Consider the following 17,005-nt stretch of genomic DNA (forward strand, 5'->3'; position numbering starts at 1 on the left):
TCGGCTTCAGCGCAGTGAATCGAGCGGCGAGCCGGGGGCCTCGCGGGGGGCTGACTCTTGCTGACGCGGTGGCTCGGCACCGGGCCCCGGCATCCCGTCCACCAGGTGCGCCACCAGGCCTCCGGGACCCTCGCCCCAGGTGACGCGAACCTCGTCTCCCTCGCGATACTCCCGCAGGCCCATGACGGGCTCGCCCTTCATGTAGAGCCGGGTCTGCTCATCCACTCCGACGTCGTACTCCACGCCGTCATTGCCGCGGATGAGCAGCTCATTGTCGCCCACCCACTCCACGCGGCCATGGAGCTGGTCCGTGGGCTCGGGCCTCCCCGAGCCGCCCTGCCCTGTCCCCAGCGTCCCCACGGGAAGCGCGCCGGAGCCGGGCGCCACGGACGCTGGGGGCCGCTCGCGTGAGGCCATGAGATTTCGAAGGACATCGGAGCGGCCTTCTCGCTCGCTCGCGGACGGAGGCCCGCGGTCCTCGCTCCGCTGGCCGCAACCGAGCCACACGGCGAACAGCCCGAATGCCACCCGCCTCCAGCCACGCGTTGCCCTCATGCGCTTGTGCCCCCGCGTGTGGAAGTTCATCGCGACGACCGGCGGCCCACACCGGCCGCCCCCTGTCTCTTCCTCAACATGCGGATGGCCCTGGCGGCAGAGAACCCAGCGCTTCCCAAGGTGCGCCTTGGTGCCGGCCAGGAAAGCGGTAGAACGCTCCGTCGCACGGCCCCTCTCCCGGCATGGATGCACTGACCGCGAACCCAGCCGATGGCTGTCCCGAACAGGAGCCCTGGGCCCGCCATGAGCGCCATCCGTTGTTTATCTTGCGTCCCAAGGACGAGCGGGATGGAGAGCAGACGCCCTTGGCTTGCAAATTCGACGTACCTGCCGGGCCCTGCCTATTTTTTCGCCTGGTAGCGCTTCCCTGAGCACCCGGTCCCCGTACTCGTGAGCAAGACAGCGGCCCACTTCCACGACCTGAAGGCTGACCCGACGCAGGCCGCGCCTTCGGCGTGCGTGTGGCTGGTTGACGACAGCCCCACGCAACTGGCGCACGCCCGCGAGCTGCTGTCGAAGCACTACACGATTGAGACCTTCAGCAACGCCGAGCAGATGCTGGAGCGGCTGTCCCTGGGGCAGCCTCCCGAGGTGCTCCTGTTGGACTGGCAGTTGCCGGGCATCTCGGGCCTGGACGCGTGCCGCTACGTCCGCGAGCACTACGATGATGTCACCCTCCCCATCCTGATGCTCTCCACCTGGGGAACCCACGATGACTTCACGGAAGGGTTGCAGGCAGGCGCCAACGACTACATCGCCAAGCCCTTGCACGACGCGGAGCTGCTCGCCCGAGTCGCCAGCCTCATGCGCATCCATGCCCAAGGCGAGCGGCTGAGAGAACGCGAAGCGTACCTGTCCACGACGCTCTCCAGCATCGCTGACGCCGTCATCACCACGGACCGCGTCGGACGCGTCGTCCTCCTCAACCCCGCGGCAGAGCGCATCACCGGCTGGCGCACCACGGACGCCCGGCAGCGGTCCGTGGAGGAGGTCTTTCGCATCATCGACGCCGCCAGCCGGCAGCCCATCAAGCTGGCGCCCGCGCTGGACACGGCGCCGGGGCTCGCGGGGCCGACGCTGCTCGTCCGTCAGGACGGGACAGAGGTCCCCATCGAGGGCAGCGCCGCGCCGATTCGCACGGGGCCACATGAATTCGCTGGCGCCGTGCTCATCTTCCGTGACGTCACCGAGCAGACCCAGGTGCGCCAGCGCAACGAAGCCCTCACGGAGCGGCTGCGCGCCAGTGAGGCGGAGCAGGCCATGCTGCTCGACGCAATCCCCGTCCTGGTGTCGTTCGTCAGCGCGGACGAGCGTTACGGCCGCGTCAACAGAGCGTATGAGGACTGGTTCGGGCTGTCGCAGGAACAACTCCGGAACCAGAAGATTCGAGACATCATCGGCGAGGCGGCCTACGCCGTGCTGAGCCCCTTCGTGAAGCGAGGGTTGGCGGGAGAGAGCTTCTCCTTCGAGCAGCATGACGTCCCCTATCGCTTCGGAGGCACACGGGACGTGAAGATGTCCTTCATCGCGCACCGTGAGCCGGGACAACCCGGAGCTGGCTACGTGTCGCTCCTCCAGGACATCACGGCGCAACGGAAGCTGGAGCAGGAGCGGGAGCTGCACGCGCGGAGGCTCCAGGAGCAGGCGGAGTTCGAACAGCAGCTCATTGGCATCGTGAGCCACGACCTGCGCAATCCCCTGGGCGCCATCCTCCTGGGGACGGAACGGCTGAAGCGCACCGAGGACCTGGAGCCAAACGCCCTCAAGAGCGTGGACCGCATCCACGCGTCGGCCTCCCGTGCCGTGCGGATGGTGAAGGAGCTCCTCGACTTCACCCAGGCCCGGCTGGGCGGCGGCATCCGGCTCGAGCGCACCCCCATCGACATCCATGCGCTCGTCCGGACCGCCGTGCAGGAGGTCGAAGAGGCCCACCCTTCCGCCCACGTGAATGTGGTGACGAGCGGCGATGGGCAGGGCGCATGGGACGCGGACCGGCTCTCCCAGGTGATTCAGAACCTGGTGACGAACGCCGTGAAGTACGGCCAGCCCGAGGCGCCCATCGAGGTGACGCTCGAGGGAGACGGCGACCAGGTGACGCTGAGCGTCCACAACGAAGGTCCCCCCATTCCCCCCGAGCACCTTCCGAACCTCTTCCAGCCGCTCCAGCGGGGCACCGACGAGGTGGACGTCGCGAGCCGCAGCGTGGGGCTGGGCCTCTTCATCGTGAAGGCGGTCGTCGACGCGCACCAGGGGCACATCGACGTGAGCTCCGCGCCAGGAGAGGGGACCACCTTCACGGTGACGCTGCCACGGCGGGCGGCGGCGAGCCCAGAGCCGGAACACCCGCCGGAGTCCACGCATTGAGCGGGGCGCATCGGGGGCACGGGCCAGCCCCCGACGGCCCTCGGACTATTCGATGACGAAGACGAGCGTCACCTTCGCCTGCACCGCCTGCTCCTCGGGCTGGATGGGCGTGGACATCGCGCGGGCATCCGCCGCCTCGGCCATCGCGAAGCGCGCCGGGTAGAGCTGCGGCGGCTCCGTCACCGTGCTCGCGTCGAGCACCGCGCCCAGCTTCACGTTCAGCGACGCGGCCAACACCTCCGCCGACTTGCGCGCCCGCGCCACCGCCTGCCGAAGGGCCTCGCCCTGCACCGCATCCTGGCGGCTCAACCCGAAGCGCACCGAGTCCACCCGGTTCGCGCCCGCCGCCAGGGCCTGGTCCAGCAGGTTCCCCACCCGCGACAGGTCCTTCACGTGGACGCTCACCAGGTTGCTCACCCGGTAGCCCTTCAGCTTCGGCTCCGTCTGGTTCGGCAGCGGCGGCGCGTACTCCGGGTACACCGAATAGTTGCGCGTCTGGATGTCCCGCCGCGCGATGCCCGCGGACGTCAGCGCCGCAATCACCTTCTCCATCCGCTTTGCGTTCTGCTCGCCCGCCGCCTTCGCGTTCGCCGCCAGCGTCTCCACCGCCACGTCGATGAAGGCCTCGTCGGGCTGCGCCTTCACCTCACCGGTGCCTTCCACGCGAATCGTCCGCACGCCCGCGGGGGCCTGCGCACGCGGCGCGGAGACGGGTTGTGGCTGCGCGAAGGCCGTCAGGCCCGTGAGCAACATCGCGGTCAGCAACAGGGGTCGAACAGGTCGAGCGAACATGAGGCCTCCTCAGGAATGGGCCGCTGCGATTCGTACTGCAACGTCCTGCCCCCTTGGAACGGCCGTCACCGGGTGACATTCACTTTCCTCGGGTCCGCGCCCGGAGCGCTCCTTCCCCCCGCTGGGAAGAAGGAGCGCCGGACCCGCCGGAAGCGTGTCCCGGCGGAAGGTCACGGACTGGCGGCTTCGGCGCCGGTCATCTCACGCACCACCTGGCGGGGGCCCCGGCTCGCGACCGAGCGCACCTTCGTGGTGGCCTTGCGCCGCGCGGCCCTCAGCGCATCCCGGCCCATGTCCATCACCGCGGACACCGCGCCCGCGACCAGGTTGGCGGGCGGCGTATCGGGCGCCATCGGATGCGGCCGCGTGGGCGCCGCCTTCCGCGACATCTCCAACACGTCACCCATCGTCCGAAGCTCCTGCGGACGGAAGACCTTCTTCAGCGCCGGGAAGAGCTCGTTCTCCTCCTGCAGGACGTGCGCGCGCACGTTCTCCATCAGCACCTGCACCTTCGCGTCGAAGCGCTCCGCTTCCGGAGACATGCCGTCCAGCTCCGCCAGCAGCCACTTCACCACGTGGTGCTCCTCCAATGAGCGCAGCACGTTCGGCCCCAACCCCTCCGAGCGTGAACGAACCGCGGGGTAGAGCACCTGCTCCTCGATGGCGGCGTGCACGGACAGCTCGGTGACCAGCTGGTCCACCAGCCGACGCTTCAACTTGTGGGCATTGGGGCCCGCCTTCTCGAACTTCCGGAACAACTGCTCCACCGTCTTGTGGTCCGCCTTCAGCAACGCGATGGCATCCATGGACGCACCTCCCTGAGAGTTCGTTGGCCGCTGGCTTCCTGGCGCAGCGCGGCATGTCCTGCATGGTGGGGATGACGCCGCTGGGATGCGCGGGCGGCGCACGGACGGCCTGGTCGCACGGCCGCTCCACGAGCAACCCGCCGCGCCGCCGAGGATGCGACGGGCTCCGGGACTCGCGGGCAATCACCCGGGGGCGTTTCGCGGGCCAATGTCCGTGCCACCGTACCCCGGGGGAATGGGGTGCGCCGCTGGTGGGACTGGGGAAGGGAGGGCACCGTGGTGAATGACATCCTGCGCGTCCGGGTCGCTCGCGTGACTCGCGAGGCCGAGGACATCCTGTCGTATGAGCTGGCCGCGGCGGAGGGAGGCACCCTGCTCCCCTTCGAGGCCGGCGCCCACCTGGAGGTCCGCGTCCCAGGTCCGGGAGACTTCCTGCGCGCGTACTCCCTCTGCAACGACCCGGAGGAGACTCACCGCTACGTCATCGCCGTGGCCCGCGACGCCAAGGGACGCGGGGGCTCGAACGCCATGCATGAGCGGGTACACGAGGGGGACGTGCTGGAGGTGAAGGCGCCTCGCAACAACTTCCCCCTGCTGTTCGCGCGCAGCTACGTGCTGGTGGCGGGAGGCATTGGAATCACCCCCATGCTGTCCATGGCGCGCGTGCTCCAGCGCACCGGCGCGGACTACACGCTGCACTACTGCGCGCGCGCGCCCGGCCGCGCCGCCTTCCACGCGCTGCTCGCCCAGGCGCCCTTCGCCGAGCGCGTGCGCTTCTCCTTCGACGGAGGAGACCCGGCCCGGGGCCTGGACGTGAAGGGGCTGCTGGCCACGCGGCTGCCGGGGGCACGGCTGTACTGCTGCGGTCCCGCGGGGTTGATGAACGCCGTGCGCGACGCGGCCACCCTGCACCGCTGGCCGTGGGAGAAGGTGCACTTCGAATCCTTCACCGCCGAGGGCACCCGCGCCGCCACGGGCCGGGAGGAGCAGGGCTTCGAGGTGACCCTCCGCAGCACGGGCCAGGTGCTGCAGGTGCCCGCCGGGCAGTCGGTGCTCAACGTGCTGCGCCGCAATGGGGTGCGCATCCCCAGTGACTGCGAAGCCGGGACGTGCGGCACCTGCGTCACGCGGGTCTGCGATGGCCAGCCCGACCACCGCGATACCTTCTTCCAGACGGAGCCCGCGGGTGACCAGCGCATGCTCGTCTGCGTGTCACGCGCCCGCTCCAAGCGGCTGGTGCTGGACCTCTGACACGGCCGGGCCGGGAGCTATGCCGCCCGGCCCGACGCCTCCCGGCGAGCACGCGCCACTTCGGACCGGACCAACTGCCGCAGGGCCTCCGGGTCGAAGGGCTTCTCCACGCGCGGGTTGCCCACGCGCTCCAGGAACGTCCGCGCGGTGACCGTGAAGGCGCCGCCGGTGATGAACACGATGCGCTCCGCCGCTCGCGAGTCCACCTGCGCGAGCGCGTCGTACAGGTCCATCCCGGTCATCTCCGGCATCATCAGGTCGCAGAGCACTACGTCGTAACGGGCCTCTGCCCCGGTCAGCAACTCCAGGGCTCGCCGCGCGCTCACCAGCACCTCCACGTCGTTCTCTCGCGAGAGGGTGCGGCGGATGGCGCCGCTCACCAGGGCATCGTCGTCCACCACCAGCACGCGGCCTCGCGCTGCCGCCTCGGCAGGTGCTGGAGTTGGAGCGGCCTGGGGCGTCGGAGCGTCAGCGGTCCCCAGCCCTCCCGGGTCCGAGCCCCCGGTGCCCACGTCCGATGACAGTGACATGCCGGAGGTGACACTGGCGTCCCGCGAAGCCATCCGCTCTCCGTTCTCCTGGCTTGCCGCCAGTGCGTCGGAATCCGTTACCCGGCCGTCCGCGGACACGTCGAGCGGCGCCGCGAGGTGTCCCGAAGTCGCCGGAGTCGCGGGCGCTGTGGACGCCATCACGCCTCGCTCCGTCGTCGCGGGAGACTCCACCTGTGCACCGTCGCCCCCGGCCCGCTGCGCCTCCGCCGCGGCGCGCAGCATCACCCGGAACACCGAGCCCCGTCCGGCCTCGCTGTCCACGGCGATGGTGCCGCCCATGGCCGTCAGGTAGGCGTGGCACAGCGACAGACCCAGCCCCGTGCCCACGCCCACCGGCTTCGTCGTGTAGAAGGGGTCGAAGATGCGGCCGAGCAGCTCCGGCGAAATCCCGCTGCCCGTGTCGCGCACCTCCGCCACCACCCGCCCATCCGCGCCCCTGCGCGTGACGAGCCGCACCTCGTTCGACTCCGCCTGCCCCTCCGGCAGCGCCTGCGCCGCGTTGATGAGCAGGTTGAGGAACACCTGCGCCAGGCGCGCCTCGTTGCCCTCCACGCGCGGCACGTCACCGTAGTCGCGCACCAGCTTCGCGCGCGGGCGCAGCTCGCCCATGGCAATCTTCACCGCCGAGTCGAGCACCGCGTGCAGCTCCACCGGCCCCTGCTTCTCGTCATCCGGCCGGGAGAACATCTTCAAGTCCTGGACGATGCGCCGCACGCGGTCCGCGCCCAGCAGCGCTTCACGCAGCGCCTGATTCACGTCCTTCAAGCGCGCGCCCACGTCGCGCGTCCCGTCCAGCTCCCGCGCGAGCGCGTCCGCCTCCTCGCTGGCGTGCTCCAGGTTCGACACGATGTACGCCAGCGGGTTGTTGATTTCGTGCCCCACGCCCGCCGCGAGCTGCCCCACCGCCGCCAGCCGCCCCGTCTGCACGAGCTGCGCCTGCGCCTGCCGGAGCGTGCGCATGTTCGCCTCCAGCTCCGCGTTGGCCCGCGCCAGCGCCTGCGTGCGGTCCCTCACGCGCTCCGCCAGCCACCGCTCGCGGTCCTTCAACTGCCCCACGCGCAGCAGGTACACGCTGACGCCCAGCATCCCCACGCCCAGCACACACAGCAGCCAGAAGCCCGTGCGCTGCCACAGCCTCGGCTCCAGCACGACGTCCAGGGACACCGGCTCGGTCCACCCGCCGTCCCGGCCCTTCGCCTGGACCTCGAAGCGGTAGCTGCCCGGCCGCAGGCCGTTGTACAGCGCCCGCCGCGCCTCCGCGTGCACCCACGTGTCGTCGTGCCCCTTCAGCCGGTAGCGGAAGGGCAGCCGCGCCGCGTCCACCGGCGTGAAGGCCGTGAAGCGAATCTCCAGCCGCGCGGCCCCGGGCTCCAGCTCCACCGGCCCCTCCACCGGCACCGGCGTGCCCTGGACGCGCACCTCTTCAATCCGCACCTCGGGCGGCTGCCGGCTCGCGCGCACCCGCACCGGGTCCACCACGATGGCGCCGCGCAGGTTGGTGAACCACAGCCGCCCGTCCTGCCCCCGCCACGCCGACGGCTGCGTGTTGCCGTTGCACTCCGCGCTGCGCATGCCGTCACGCGTGTCGAAGTCCAGCGTCGTCAGGCGCGGGCGCACCCCGTCCGCCACGTCCTCCAGGTCGCGCCGGGACACGCGGGACACGCCCTTGTTGCTGCTCATCCACAGCGAGCCGTCCCCGTCCGGCACCAGGCTGAACACCGCGTCGTCGTACAAGCCCTGCGCGACGGTGAAGCGCGCCCAGGTGTCCTCGCGCCACCGGCCCAGCCCTGTCTCCGTGCCCACCCACACCGTGCCGTCCGGGTCCGCGTGCAGCGCCAGCACCAGGTCGCCCGGCAACCCGTCCTGCTGCGTGAAGCGCTGGAAGCCCTGCTGCTCGCCGTCCCAGCGCGCCAGCCCCGTGTCCGAGCCGAACCACACCCGGCCGCGCGTGTCCTCCACCATGACGATGATGGGGTTGGTGAAGCCCTGCTTCGGGCCGTACACCGTCACGCCGCCGCCATGCATCCGCGCCAGCCCCGTCTGCGTGCCCAGCCACGTGTCGCCCCGCGAGTCGACCAGGATGGCCGTCACCACGTCGTGCGGCAGCCCCTGCGCGCGCGACACCCGCGTGAAGCGCTGGCCGTCATACCGGTAGGCGCCGGAGAGCGTGCCCACCCACAGCGTCCCGTCGGGTGCCTCGTGCAGCGCGGGGATGACGCTCTCCGGCAGGCCCTGCTCGGCGCCCATGTGGTGGAACGTGCGGTTCTCGTACCGGAACAGGCCGCTGGTGGTCCCCAGCCACAGCGTGCCGCGGCGGTCCTCCAGCACGGCGCTGACCGTCTCGTCGGTCAGGCCCTCGGGGATGCCATACGTGGCGAAGGGGCCGTCACGCAGGCGCATCAGGCCCGAATAGGTGCCCACCCAGAGGTGGCCGTCCCGGTCCTCCAGCAGCGACAGCACCGCGGACTCCGCCATCCACTGCATGCCGGGCACCGGCTCGCTGAAGCCCTTCGCGTTGTGCCGCGTCAGGCCGCCGCGATGCGTGCCCACCCAGAGGTTGCCGTCACCGTCGGCGTACAGCGCGTTGACGGACAGGGACGGCAGGCCTTCATCGGTCGTGAAGCGCCAGGCTACCACGCCATTCCACGAATAGAGGCCCGCCTTCGTCCCCAGCCAGAGCACGCCCGTCGCATCGCGGCGCAGCGCCATCACGTAGGGGCGGGGCTGGGGCCCGGGGAAGGGGAACGGCGCAGGCTCCACGCGCCCGTCCACCCAGCGGGCCAGCCCCTCGGGCGTGCCCACCCAGAGCGACGTGCCCTCCCCGGGCGTCAGCGCCGTGATGTGGGAGGCGGGCAGGCCATCCGCCACCGTGTACTGGCGCGCCACGCCCGGGCCCAGCGGCACCTGCCAGAGGCCCGTCGTCGTCCCCACCCAGAGCACGCCATCCGCCGCCACCAGCGTCTCCACCCGCGCGGAATCCAGCGGCGCGGCGGCCCCCATGGCGCGCTCGAAGCGTCCCTTGCGGTACGCCACCAGCCCCTGGCCCGTGCCCATCCACAGCGTGCCCGACGCGTCCTCCGCGAGCGCCTTGATGGTGTGGTTGCGCAGCTCCGGCGCGTTGCGCTTGTCGAACACGGTGAAGCGCGCGCCGTCGAAGCGGGCCAGCCCCTCCCACGTGCCCAGCCAGAGGTAGCCGTCGCGCGTCTGCACCATGGACAGCAGGCTGTTCTGCGGCAGCCCGTCATCACTGCGCCACGTGTCCTGGCTGTACTGCGAGACACGACGCTGCGGGTCCAGGGCCATGCCCGGCGGCGCCAGGACGAGCCCCACGAAGAAGAACCACCCAATGAACCCCCGCTCGAGAGCGCGGGCTCGCTGCCCCAGAGTGCGCATGCCGCCCGCAGTGTCCGGCAGAAACGGCCCAGAGGCCACACGCCCCCGAATTCACCGGGGGTGGAACGTTCAGTGAACAGTCTTGGCGACAGCGGCGGGGGACCGGCCTCCTCCCCCTGTACAGCCCCACCGACTTCCCCCCGCCGCTGCCGCCGCGCCCGCCACCACCTGCGGAGCCGGGAACCGCACCCCCGGCTCCGTCATGGCCTTGGCCATTGCGCGCCCGGCGAGGAGGCCCCGGTGGTGGCGAAGGCCTCCGACGCGTCGCGCAGGGGTGAAGATGAGAGCCACGCCGCCACCGCGCCACTGCGGGAATGCGACACCCCGGGTGTCCCCCGGTCGAACCCGGTGGAGCCATGAGGCGCACGTCCTCCTGTCCGGTCTATGCTCCGCGCGCCGAAAAGAGGGTGGATGAGCAACGGGTCGTTGTTTGCGACGGACCAGGTGACCACGCAGGCGCGGTACCAGTGGCACCTGTGGGTGGCGGATGTGCTGGACCTGGGGACGTCCGTCCTCGTGGGATGGGGCGCGTTGCGCGCGCTGGAGCAGGACCGCACCCCGCTATCCATGCCCCTGGCCATGGCCCTGGCGTGGCTCACCGCGTCCGCCGTGGGCGGGGTGACGGGCCGGACCTTCTGGCGACAGGTGGCCGGGGTGAGGCTGGTGCACGCGGAGCGCGCGCCCGGGCTGCTCCGCGGCCTGGCCCGCGCCTTCACCACGCCGCTGGACCTGCTGCTGAACGCCGTGCTGATGCGCCGTCCCCTGGACACGCTGCTCGGCCTCCACGCGGAGCCCGTCGTTCCCGGCGCGGGCCCCCGCCTCAAGGGCGTGGCGCTCCAACTGCCCTGGCTGGCGGTGCTGGCGGGCGCGGTGTGGCTGCTCGTCACCCCCACCAAGACGGAGATGCTCCAGTACCTGGGCCGCACGCTGACGGGCTGGCACTGCTGCCATGGCACGCGCGAGCTGACGTGGCAGTGCCGCACGTCCCTGGACCGCGCGGCGCGCAACGCCCGGAGTGGAGACGCCGAGGCGAAGGCGCTCGTCGCCGACTGCCCCGTCGCCGGCGCGCGGCTGGCGCCGTGAGCCCTCCGCGTCCGTCACGACGCGGAGCGCCTCAGCGCAGCTTCACCCGCAGCTCGCCTTCCGTGCAGAGGACGCCCAGGTATCCGGAGCCCACGTCGAATTTCGGGTTGTGGCGGAAACGGCTGGCCGTCTTCCGCTCCCCGGCCTTCACGCCCCCCAACCACGCCGCTTTGCGGATGTCCTTCACCACGTAGCAGTCCGTCCAGTCGATGGACTCGTGGTTCTGGACCTCCACCCCCGGGTCCAGGAAGCCGCTCACCCCGCCCTGCACGCTCGCGTGGCCGCGCAGCGTGCGCTTCGCGGGGGGCGCGGCCACGACGGCCTCCTCCTCAGCCGTGTCGAGCTCGGCGGCCTCCGCCTGGGCCTCCTCGGGCTCCGGCGCGTCGGCGGGCGCGGCCTCCCGTCCAGGCGCCGCCACGAAGAGGTCCTCCGAGGCCGCCAGGGCGCGCTCATCCAGTTCGAGGAACGCCCGCGTGGGCCGCCGCGCGATGCCGCGCCCCGGCCGCACCACCCGGGCCCGCCCCAGCACCTCGTGCTTGCCGTTCTTCAACGGCCCCAGCACGTCCAGCTCCACGCCCGGGAGGAAGCCCTGCCCGATGGCCCGGTCGACATAGTTGCGCCCGTTCGCGCTGCGAATCGGGAACACCTTCGCCGGCGTGGCGTAGACGACGGCGGGCTCGACGGGGGCCGCCGGCTTCTTCGCGGGCGTCTTCACCGACGCGGGGCGCGGCGTCCGCGCCGCCTCCAGCGTGGCGTGCTCCGCGCGCACCGAGGACGGCGCGGCCGCCGCCTCGGGAGCGTCCGGCCCCCCCGCGGCCACCACCGCCGCACCTGCGTCAGCGCCCGTGCCCGCGTCGGACAGGGACGCCGCTTCCGGAGCCGCCCCCTGCCGCGCGGCGGCGACGGGCGTCTCCACCGCCTTGTCCGAAGCCGGGGGCGGCGCGACCTGCCCTGAAGCGTCGACCACCGGCCCGGTGGCCACCGGCGCCACACCCGACGACTGGACGAACAGCGCGGTGACGGCGGAGGTGGCAATCACCAGCAACACGACCATGGCGGCATAGAGCCCCACCGGCCGCTTCCGGGACGCGCGTTCCTCCAGCGCCGCCGCGGACGCGACGGTGGACGCGACGGCCGGCTGGGACGCGGCGGGTGCTCCGTCCGAAGCCACCGCGACGCTGGGCGACGGCTCGGAAGGCCGCCGCACCGTGGTGGCCCCCGTGCCCAGGTCATCCTCGCCATCCACGTACACGGCGCCGGGACGGGCCACGCCCCCCGAGCCGTGCCCGGGCTGCGCCGCCGGGCCGCGCATCAGCGTGGGCTCGAAGCCCGGGGCCGGCTGCGGCCCGGTGCCATAACCGGAACCGGGCGCGGGGGTGCGGCGGTGGTTGGGGGACGAAGACACCTTGGAGATGAGCTTGCGCTGGGCGTCAAACGCCTCCGGGCACAGCGCGCGCACGAAGTGGCCCACCTCCTCGGCGCCCATCGCGGCGCCCGAGCGCACCAACTCCGTGTTGAGCGCGCGCGCCAGCTCGTCCGAACGCAGGTAGCGGTCATCCGGGCGGGCCGTCAGCGCGCGGCGCACGACGGCGTCCAGCGCGGCGTCCACGTCTGGCCGCAGCTCGCTCAGCGACGGCACCACCGGCTGCGACATGGCCGCCATCATCTCGCCCACCGTCCCGTGGGGGATGAGCGAGCGGCCGGCCAGCATCTCCCACACCACGACGCCACACGAATAGATGTCGCTGCGGTGGTCCAGGGGCTCGGCGCGCACCTGTTCGGGGGACATGTACCCCAGCTTCCCCATCACCGTGGCCGGCAGCGTGTACTTGCTGCGCGCCGCGGACTTGGCGAGGCCGAAGTCGATGACCTTCACCTCGCCCTCGTAGGAGACCATGACGTTGTGCGGTGACACGTCGCGGTGGACGATGCCCAGCGGCGAGCCGTCCGGCCCCGCCTTGCGGTGCGCGTAGCCCAGCCCCTCCGCGATGCGCTGGCCGAGGAACAGCGCCACCGGCACTGGCACCGGCACGCCCTGCGAGCGCGCCTGCTCCAGCAGGTAGGCCAGGTCCACGCCGGCCACGTACTCCAGCGCCATGAAGTACGTGCCGTCCGCTTCGCCCATGTCGTAGACCTGGGCAATGGACGAGTGCACCAGGTGCACCAGCACCTTGGCCTCGTGGTGGAACCGGTCCAGGAACTGACGGTCCTTCAGCAGCGCCGGCAGAATCGTCTTCACGATGCACGGCTTCTCGAAGCCGGCCGCGCCGCTGATTTTCGCCAGGTACACCTCCCCCATGCCGCCCTGGCCCAGGGGGTGGACGAGCTCATAGCGCCCAAGGAAGCGGGAGGACTCTGTAGGGACGGTACTCATGGCGTCTGGCGGCAGCGAAGCACCCGGAAGCGGACGGAATCAAGCAGCGGGCGACTTCCTTCCCACAGACACCGCCAGGGCCTTGGACGGAAACTCGCCCTCCGACAGTGCGCCCGCCGCATACCCGTCGGGCGGAGTGGGTGCTCAGGTGCGCGGCGAGCGCCGGGTGCGGGCGTGAAGGAAACCCCGACGCGGGGCGCCATTCCGCCGCCCAACACACGCGATGTGAACCGCCGCACCTCGGGCAAGGGGGCGCCCCCCAGTCCGTTGCCACGCTTTCGCGAAGTGCGCTCCCTGGGGGATGCGCGCCCGGCGCCTCGGCCGGGTGCCGTTCGAGAAGGAGCGGCTCATGAAGCGGTGGGGACTCATGGGGCTGTTGGCGCTCGCGGCATGTGGGCCGGACGACGCCTCCGACAAGGGCGCCCAGAGCCAGGTGTGCCCCAACATCATCGCGGGCTCCCTGTCCGAACCCGTGGAGACACGCCGCGTCCAGGCCCCCCTGACGGATGACGACGGCCGGCAGCGGGTCATCGTCCGCTATCGGAATCAGGGGGTGATGGCCACCGCCCGCGTGCAGCAGGTGGGCGGACAGGTGACAGCCACCTTCCGCTCCACGCCCGCGGTGGCGGCGCGCATGTCCCTCCAGGAGCAGCGGGCGCTCCTGGCCGAGGACCCCATGGTGGAGCGCATCGAGCTGGACCAGGAGTGGCGCGCCCTGGCCCCCGCCACCGCGCCAGCCCGTGCCGTCCTGGCCTCGGTGGCGCGGGGCGCCACGCCGCGCGAGTTCACCCCCGGCCTGCGCAAGGTCCAGGCGCACGAGGTGTGGGACCTGGATGGGGACGGACTGCCGGACCCGGGCCGGCCCACGGGCGCGGGCGTGCGGCTGTGTGTCATCGACAGCGGCTTGGACATGGAGCATCCGGAGCTGCGCGACGCGGTGGTCGCCGGCCGCGACCTGCTGGAGGACGATGACGACCCCTCCGACTTCAGCGGCGGCCACGGCTGGGGCACCGGCCACGGCACGCACGTGGCGGGCATCATCGCGGCGCGGCCAGGCCACGGCGGGCGCGGCTCCCCCCAGCTGGCGGACACCGGGGTGATGGGCGTGGCGCCGGGCGTGGAGCTCGTCATCGCCCGGGTGCTGGACCTCCACGGCCGCACGCACATGAGCTTCGTCCTGGCGGCGGTGGAGTACTGCGCGGAGCAGGGCGCCAGGGTCATCTCCCTGTCGCTGGGCGGCGGCGTGCCCACCAAGACGACGTTCGAGGTCTTCGAGGCGGCCCATGCCCAGGGCATCCTGGTGGTGGCCGCGGCGGGCAACAGCAACGCCCAGCGGGTGGACTACCCCGCGTCGGACCCGCATGTGCTGGCGGTGGGCGCGGTGAACGCCCTGGACCAGCGGGCCACCTTCTCCTCCGGCGGCAGCCAACTGGCGCTGGTGGCCCCGGGCGTGGACGTGCTGTCCACCTTCCCGCGCGGGCAGGGCGCGTTCTCCACGGTGGACGTGCGGGACACGCAGCCGCTGTCGCGCTCGCTGCTGTATGCCCCCATCGAGAACAGGTGGGGCAAGCTGGTGGACTGCGGCGGCGGCGAGTCGCTGGACTCATGCCAGGGCAGCACGTGCAGCGGCTTCGTCGCGTACGTGCGGCACGGCGAAGTGCCCACCGACATGGCCATGGTCAACGTGATGAAGCAGGGCGCGCGCGCCGTCATCTTCGGCAACTCGCACCGGGAGAGCGGCGTGGACATCCTCGCCATGCCGCGGCGCGGACAGTGGGTGCCCGCGGTCACCATCACCCAGGCGGGTGGCACCGTGCTGCACCGGATGATGGGGGAGCTGGCCCGCATCCGCATGAGCCCGGCGGACTACACCTATATGTCCGGCACCTCCATGGCCACGCCCTACGTGAGCGGCGTGGCCGCGCTGCTCTTCAGCGCCCGTCCCTCCGCCACGCCGGACCAGGTGAAGCACGCCCTGCTGGCCTCGGCGAAGGACCTGGGCCCTGCTGGCCATGACGAGGACTTCGGCCACGGGCTGGTGCAGGCCCGGCACGCGCTGGAGGTCCTCACCCAGCTGCCCTGAGGGGTGGGAGGGACAGCCGCACCAGGTGCCCCACGGCCCGCGTGCGCCTGATTGCCAGGCCCTCCCGCGCGGACCACGTTGCCTTTCGGACGCGAACCAAGGAGTCCGTCATGAAGGCACTCGGACGTGGCGCGCTGTGCGCGGCGGCGCTCTGGAGCACAGCCGCGCTGGCCCAGGCGGAGACGGTGGAGTTCAGCGACGGCGGGCGGAAGCGGGCCGACACCGGCATCTATGCCCAGCTGGGCGGCGGCCTGGAGGGCTACACGGGCCAGCTCGCCCCGGAAGTCACCCCGGGCTTCTCCTATGGCGCCGCGCTGGGCTACCGGCCGCACGGCCTCTTCGCCGTCGAGCTGGGTTACAGCGGCGGCTTGAGCGACATCGACAGCCGCATGGGGCTGCTCGACGACGGAGAAGGCGGACCGGACATCGTCCGCAACGCCGGGCAGGCCGTCGTGGTGGGCAGCTTCACCGACACCCGGCTGCAGCCCTACGTCCTGACGGGCATCGGTCTGGACCGCTACAACGTCCGCAACGACGCCCGGGGCGCCGTCCGCGGCTTCTCCGACGACACCAGCGGCTACGTGCCCGCCGGCGCGGGCCTGCGCTACCAGGTGGGCAACCTCATCACCGCCGACGCCCGGGTGAACTACAACTTCCTGTTCGACCAGGACTTCGCCCCGGGCGGCCGGGCTCCTGGCGCGCTGGATGGCCGCTACGCGGCGGTGCTCTCACTGGGCGGAACCTACTGACGGTGGCGGCGAGAGCGTCCGGGGACTGCTCCCCTCGAAGCTGGGCGGATACCGCGTCCAGAAACGATTGACGGTCCGTCTCCACGCCCAGTCCCGTCCACGAAGGCGTGCGCTCCTGCTTTTGTATCGACATGGTGTCGTCTCCTCTCCCTGTGCCCCTGCACCGTGGGGGCGCGCGGGGGCGCTGACAGCAGACCGCGCGGCGGAGGCAGGGCCGCCCGTCACGTGGGAGGAACCTCCGCGCGCCCAAATCAGACATGCCCGGAATCGGGATTTACGTGTCCGCCCTTGGGACCGGAGTGGCCGCCAAACGCGTCAAGCGTTTGTGTTTGATTCGACCGATGACTCCATCTGATGGGGCGTCACGCGGCGTGTTCTGTTGGAAGCACCTGGACTCCCAAACCACCCGGACTTCCAGGGGAGCTGCTCAAATCCAGGCCCCTCGAAGAATGCGAAAGAAGGCTGGAATGAATTCCCATCGCAATTGTCTTGGGCGCGCATCGTAGACCGCTTGCACGGTGGCCTGGCCGCCATCTCAACCATCAAGAATTGAGGATTTCATGTATCGCATTGCCGTAGCCGCCCTGGTCCTTGCCGCTTCCGGTTGCGCCACCATGGGAGGTGCCGGTGGCCGTGAGGGCAACGCCACCATCGCCGGCGTCATCCGCCTGCCGGAGAGCGGGCTGCGTGCCGACGACGCCTGCGGGCAGCTCCAGGTCATCGTGGCCTCGCCGGACGCGCCCACCACCGGGCTGGGCCGGGCGATGGTGAAGGCGAGCCGCGGCAACCGCTGCTCCTTCACGGTGTCGGGCGTGCCCAGCGACACCGACCTCCAGGTCGGGCTCGCGGTGGGCGGCGGCCTGAAGTGCGAGACGGGCGCCACGCCGACCATCACCCCGGAGCCTTCCGCGGTGAAGGTGAACGACTACGGCACCGCCACGCGCGACTTCTCCCTGAGCTGCGGCGCCTGAGGGCCTGAAGCACGCCGGTGACGCCGCCCGTCC

The 17,005-nt window shown here is 71.6% G+C and carries 11 protein-coding genes; 6 read left to right on the plus strand and 5 right to left on the minus strand.

Features of this window, described 5'->3' with window-relative positions:
• Positions 1-6 precede the first annotated feature (6 nt).
• Positions 7-417 carry a hypothetical protein gene (locus tag KGD87_RS25210; RefSeq protein WP_284663182.1) on the minus strand — a complete coding sequence of 137 codons (411 nt, stop codon included), beginning with the start codon at positions 415-417 and terminating at the stop codon, positions 7-9.
• A gap of 528 nt (positions 418-945) precedes the next feature.
• Here KGD87_RS25210 and KGD87_RS25215 point away from each other — a divergent pair.
• Positions 946-2,919: a hybrid sensor histidine kinase/response regulator gene (locus tag KGD87_RS25215; RefSeq protein ID WP_284663184.1), complete on the plus strand. Its 1,974-nt coding sequence runs from the start codon at positions 946-948 to the stop codon at positions 2,917-2,919.
• 45 nt (positions 2,920-2,964) lie between these two features.
• Here the strand turns inward: KGD87_RS25215 and KGD87_RS25220 are convergent, their stop codons facing one another.
• Both KGD87_RS25220 and KGD87_RS25225 read right to left on the minus strand, forming a co-directional pair.
• Positions 2,965-3,711 (minus strand): SIMPL domain-containing protein, encoded by a 747-nt coding sequence (locus KGD87_RS25220; RefSeq protein WP_284663185.1) that lies wholly within the window; start codon positions 3,709-3,711, stop codon positions 2,965-2,967.
• A gap of 170 nt (positions 3,712-3,881) precedes the next feature.
• A complete protein-coding gene (locus tag KGD87_RS25225; RefSeq protein WP_284663186.1) occupies positions 3,882-4,517 on the minus strand; it encodes a hemerythrin domain-containing protein in 636 nt (211 codons plus the stop codon).
• 276 nt (positions 4,518-4,793) lie between these two features.
• Between KGD87_RS25225 and KGD87_RS25230 the strand changes: the two genes are divergently transcribed.
• Positions 4,794-5,768, plus strand: a complete 975-nt coding sequence (locus tag KGD87_RS25230; RefSeq protein WP_284663187.1) for a PDR/VanB family oxidoreductase — start codon at positions 4,794-4,796, stop codon at positions 5,766-5,768.
• A 17-nt stretch (positions 5,769-5,785) separates the two neighbouring features.
• On the opposite strand, the gene KGD87_RS25235 is transcribed toward KGD87_RS25230, so the two are convergent.
• Positions 5,786-9,712 (minus strand): two-component regulator propeller domain-containing protein, encoded by a 3,927-nt coding sequence (locus KGD87_RS25235; RefSeq protein WP_284663188.1) that lies wholly within the window; start codon positions 9,710-9,712, stop codon positions 5,786-5,788.
• 411 nt (positions 9,713-10,123) lie between these two features.
• Between KGD87_RS25235 and KGD87_RS25240 the strand changes: the two genes are divergently transcribed.
• Entirely contained in the window at positions 10,124-10,795 is a 672-nt protein-coding gene (locus KGD87_RS25240) for a hypothetical protein (protein WP_284663189.1), read from the plus strand.
• A gap of 31 nt (positions 10,796-10,826) precedes the next feature.
• On the opposite strand, the gene KGD87_RS25245 is transcribed toward KGD87_RS25240, so the two are convergent.
• The gene (locus KGD87_RS25245; protein ID WP_284663190.1) at positions 10,827-13,169 is read right to left on the minus strand and encodes a serine/threonine protein kinase; all 2,343 of its coding nucleotides are present in this window, start codon (positions 13,167-13,169) and stop codon (positions 10,827-10,829) included.
• Positions 13,170-13,518: 349 nt separating this feature from the next.
• On the opposite strand from KGD87_RS25245, the gene KGD87_RS25250 reads away from it, so the two are divergent.
• The 3 genes from KGD87_RS25250 to KGD87_RS25260 all read left to right on the plus strand — a co-directional run bounded on the left by KGD87_RS25250 (position 13,519) and on the right by KGD87_RS25260 (position 16,972).
• Positions 13,519-15,252: a S8 family serine peptidase gene (locus KGD87_RS25250; RefSeq protein ID WP_284663192.1), complete on the plus strand. Its 1,734-nt coding sequence runs from the start codon at positions 13,519-13,521 to the stop codon at positions 15,250-15,252.
• A 110-nt stretch (positions 15,253-15,362) separates the two neighbouring features.
• Positions 15,363-16,001: an outer membrane beta-barrel protein gene (locus KGD87_RS25255; protein ID WP_284663194.1), complete on the plus strand. Its 639-nt coding sequence runs from the start codon at positions 15,363-15,365 to the stop codon at positions 15,999-16,001.
• Positions 16,002-16,561: 560 nt separating this feature from the next.
• Positions 16,562-16,972 carry a hypothetical protein gene (locus KGD87_RS25260; protein ID WP_284663195.1) on the plus strand — a complete coding sequence of 137 codons (411 nt, stop codon included), beginning with the start codon at positions 16,562-16,564 and terminating at the stop codon, positions 16,970-16,972.
• Positions 16,973-17,005: the final 33 nt, after the last annotated feature.

It is taken from the genome of Myxococcus sp. SDU36 (genome assembly GCF_030168875.1).
Taxonomy (GTDB): Bacteria; Myxococcota; Myxococcia; order Myxococcales; family Myxococcaceae; genus Myxococcus; species Myxococcus vastator.

Bases quoted from the DNA above. Each gene is read 5' to 3' on its own strand.
- KGD87_RS25210 (WP_284663182.1), bottom strand. From the start codon at position 417: ATGGCCTCACGCGAGCGGCCCCCAGCGTCCGTGGCGCCCGGCTCCGGC.
- KGD87_RS25250 (WP_284663192.1), top strand. From the start codon at position 13,519: ATGAAGCGGTGGGGACTCATGGGGCTGTTGGCGCTCGCGGCATGTGGG.
- KGD87_RS25255 (WP_284663194.1), top strand. From the start codon at position 15,363: ATGAAGGCACTCGGACGTGGCGCGCTGTGCGCGGCGGCGCTCTGGAGC.
- KGD87_RS25245 (WP_284663190.1), bottom strand. From the start codon at position 13,169: ATGAGTACCGTCCCTACAGAGTCCTCCCGCTTCCTTGGGCGCTATGAG.
- KGD87_RS25225 (WP_284663186.1), bottom strand. From the start codon at position 4,517: ATGGATGCCATCGCGTTGCTGAAGGCGGACCACAAGACGGTGGAGCAG.
- KGD87_RS25220 (WP_284663185.1), bottom strand. From the start codon at position 3,711: ATGTTCGCTCGACCTGTTCGACCCCTGTTGCTGACCGCGATGTTGCTC.
- KGD87_RS25260 (WP_284663195.1), top strand. From the start codon at position 16,562: ATGTATCGCATTGCCGTAGCCGCCCTGGTCCTTGCCGCTTCCGGTTGC.
- KGD87_RS25235 (WP_284663188.1), bottom strand. From the start codon at position 9,712: ATGCGCACTCTGGGGCAGCGAGCCCGCGCTCTCGAGCGGGGGTTCATT.
- KGD87_RS25240 (WP_284663189.1), top strand. From the start codon at position 10,124: ATGAGCAACGGGTCGTTGTTTGCGACGGACCAGGTGACCACGCAGGCG.